Annotated in this window: 4 protein-coding genes; 3 read left to right on the top strand and 1 reads right to left on the bottom strand. The window is 57.3% G+C overall.

The window, feature by feature from the left end; all coding sequences use genetic code 11:
- The 3 genes from A3730_RS25645 to A3730_RS25635 all read left to right on the top strand — a co-directional run.
- Positions 1 to 279: AI-2E family transporter (locus A3730_RS25645; protein ID WP_156501365.1), on the top strand; the 279-nt coding region annotated here is incomplete at its 5' end.
- Between the two features lie 2 nt (positions 280 to 281).
- Positions 282 to 1034 (top strand): DUF4397 domain-containing protein, encoded by a 753-nt coding sequence (locus A3730_RS25640; protein ID WP_063521595.1) that lies wholly within the window; start codon positions 282 to 284, stop codon positions 1032 to 1034.
- Between the two features lie 109 nt (positions 1035 to 1143).
- Entirely contained in the window at positions 1144 to 1863 is a 720-nt protein-coding gene (locus tag A3730_RS25635) for a DUF4397 domain-containing protein (RefSeq protein ID WP_156497206.1), read from the top strand.
- A gap of 146 nt (positions 1864 to 2009) precedes the next feature.
- Here the strand turns inward: A3730_RS25635 and A3730_RS25630 are convergent.
- Positions 2010 to 2237: pirin-like C-terminal cupin domain-containing protein (locus A3730_RS25630; RefSeq protein ID WP_304439537.1), on the bottom strand; the 228-nt coding region annotated here is incomplete at its 5' end.

Genomic DNA, 2237 nt, shown 5'->3' with positions numbered 1-2237 from the left:
ATCCTGATTCTGTTCGGGGTCTTTGTCATCGGTCTGGTGGATAACATCCTGCGCCCGATTCTGGTGGGCCGCGACACCAAGCTGCCGGACTATGTGGTGCTGTTTTCCACCCTGGGCGGGCTGGCCATGTTTGGCATCACCGGGTTTGCGGTGGGGCCATTGTTGGCTGCCCTTTTCGTGGCATTCTGGGGTATCTTTATCCGTGAATTTAACGAGGACGGTGTCGCTGCGCTGCCGGTGGAAAGCGAGCCGGATGAGACACCTTCCGGGAGTGCGTAACGATGATTTTTCTGCGATTGGTGCTGGCGGCTTCTGTGGCCGGGTTGTCCGCGTTTGGTTGTGACGAAGACGACGACGTCTTCTCCAACGACAGCGCCCAACTGTACTTCCATAACCAGCTCACCCAGGTGGGTGGCGGCAGTGAAGACGATATCACCGTGGACCTGTTCGTGGATGACCAGAACACGGCAGAAGAAAGCAATGTGGCCTATACGACGCGGGGCAGCGTGAGCGCCAACAGTTTCAAGCTGGACGACGACAGCCAGTCGGTGGCGTTCGATGCCCGCGGCAGCAGTTCCGGCAGCTCCCTGGTTAACGGCCCGATCAACCGGACGCTTACCGGGGGCAACCGCTACACGGTGGTGCTGATGGGCGACACCACCCTGGATAACCGCCAACTGAAAACCTTCAGTCACCAGAAGATGGATGTGGGTAGCGGGCAGATCCGGGTGCGTTTTATCAACACACTGTCACGCCTGTCCGGGGATGAGCTGAGCGTCACCGCCAGCGGTAGCACCCCCGGTGGCCAGGCACTGGTCAGCGGGCTGGAATATGCCGACGGCAGCAGCTACGTGTCTCTGAGTGCCGGCAGCAACCTGGCGGTGACCATCAACAACGAAACCCAGGGCGTGATCATCGATGATGTGAGCTGCAGCGTCAGCAGCGGCCGCAGCTACGACGCCATCATCGCGTACACAGAATTCGACAGTGACGACGACCAGATTTCCCTGTACTGCCAGCCGTTCAGCAACTGAACGGCTGGAACTTCTCGCTACGAAAAACCTCTGAACTGCCAACCAATACCAAAAAGTGGGGCTTCTTCGTGATTAGGATGCCCTTTTTGCGTTTGCCTTGGGAGGAACTATGCGAATGATCGGAATGCTGGCGGTGGCCAGCGCAGTCGTCTTGTCCGGCTGTGGCGGTGACGATGATGACGTGGAAGATTTGCTGCGTCCGCCGGCCAGTCTCTACTTTCACAATCAGCTGACGGATTTTACCGACCCGGATGCAGCAAGTATTCGTGTGGATGTGATCACCAATAAGGCGTCAGATCCGCTATTTGAAGATGTGGGATATTCCACCGATGAGCAAAGCGGGATGAACCTGAAGCTGGCGGCTGATACCGAAACCGTCGATTTTCAGGTTCGCAATGCCGATGGCGACATGCTGGACAGGGAGATTGCTCTTAAGGCCGGGTCGAATTATACGCTTGTGCAGATGGGGGATGTGTCCGGTGCTTCCAGCGCCCTGAAACTGGAATCCTTCCTTCAGCAAACGCCTTCAGTACAGTCGTCGAAGGTGGGGGTACGTTTTATTCACGCCATGTATCAACAGGCAGATACGACTTTCTCTATCGGCACAATTCCAGGCTTGCAGTATGGCAAAGCCACGGCCTATTTTTCGGACACGCCCAATGGTAGCAGCCGTCTGGAAGTACAAGTAAAAGATGCTGCGGATGGCAGCCTGATCGAGACAGTGTCCTGCGCGGTTCAGGCGGGCAAGGTCTACGACGCCATCATTACCCACAAAGGATTTGCTGATCCCGACATGGCGATGTTCTGCCAGCAGGTTGAAGGCAGTTAATTGATTTTGTAGGTCGGCTTAGGGCGTAGCCGTAAGCCGACTCCACCCTGTCCTCTTGCTCCACCGCTAAAGGTCGGATTACGCCTTTCAGGCTCTCTGTGCCCTTGGGTAAATCTGACCTACGGGGAGGGCGATCTACCCCGCGTTTATTTCAGTCGCACCGACGGATCCAGTGTAGGTGCCGTCAAGGGTGCTCCCTGGTAGGCGGAGACCTCGCCAAAGCGATCGTTGGGCCATTGTTGCCAGTCGCTCACCGCCTGATTCAGCCGCTCCTGATCCCGGCCGACAAAATTCCACCACAGCAGTACCGGCTGCCCCAGCGGCTCGCCGCCCAGCAGCATGATGCGGCTGTCGGTGGAGAGTGTGAGAGCCAG

This window comes from Alcanivorax sp. HI0044 (assembly GCF_001634945.1).
Note: the sequence above shows the minus strand (reverse complement) of the source record. Positions and strands in the feature narration are given on the sequence as shown.